1 rRNA gene is annotated in these 774 nt (G+C 52.1%); it reads right to left on the bottom strand.

What is annotated here, in order from left to right:
• Positions 1 to 774, bottom strand: a 23S ribosomal RNA gene (locus FLP08_RS16780); the annotation flags it as partial.

Here is a 774-nt window from a genome sequence, read left to right as displayed (position 1 = left end):
AGTTCACCATCTTTCGGGTCCAAGGCTTAACGCTCTTACTCAAATCCATCCGAATACATCAGGATCGGTCGATGATGCGCCGAAGCTCTCACCTACGTTCACTTTCATTACGCGTGCGGGTTTTACACCCAAACACTCGCGCAAAACCTTGACTCCTTGGTCCGTGTTTCAAGACGGGTCGTTGATGACCATTACGCCAGCATCCTTGCAGATGCGCGAACCTCGGTCCCGGCGAGGGCATTACGCCCGGGGCTATAACACTCCCGGAGGAGCTACGTTCCCCGGACCTTTATCCCCCCGCCAAAACCGATGCTGGCCTGAGCCGTCCCGAGTGCACCGGTGAGAACACCGGATGATCGGAACGGCGCAAGTCTGGTCACAAACGCTTCCCTTTCAACAATTTCACGTGCTATTTAACCCTCTTTTCAAAGTGCTTTTCATCTTTCGATCACTCTACTTGTGCGCTATCGGTCTCTGGCCGGTATTTAGCTTTAGAAGAAATTTACCTCCCATTTTGAGCAGCATTCCCAAACTACTCGACTCGTCGAAGGAGCTTTACATTGGATCGGCATCCGACTATACGGGGCTCTCACCCTCTATGGCGCCCCGTTCCAGGGGACTCAGAAGGTGCCTCACCAAAAGCTTCCTCTACAAATTACAACTCGGGCCGAAGCCAGATTTCAAATTTGAGCTGTTGCCGCTTCACTCGCCGTTACTAGGGCAATCCCTGTTGGTTTCTTTTCCTCCGCTTATTGATATGCTTAAGTTCAGCGG

It is taken from the genome of Christiangramia aestuarii (assembly GCF_009735585.1).
GTDB lineage: Bacteria > Bacteroidota > Bacteroidia > Flavobacteriales > Flavobacteriaceae > Christiangramia > Christiangramia aestuarii.
This window is presented reverse-complemented; position numbering and strand designations above follow the sequence as displayed.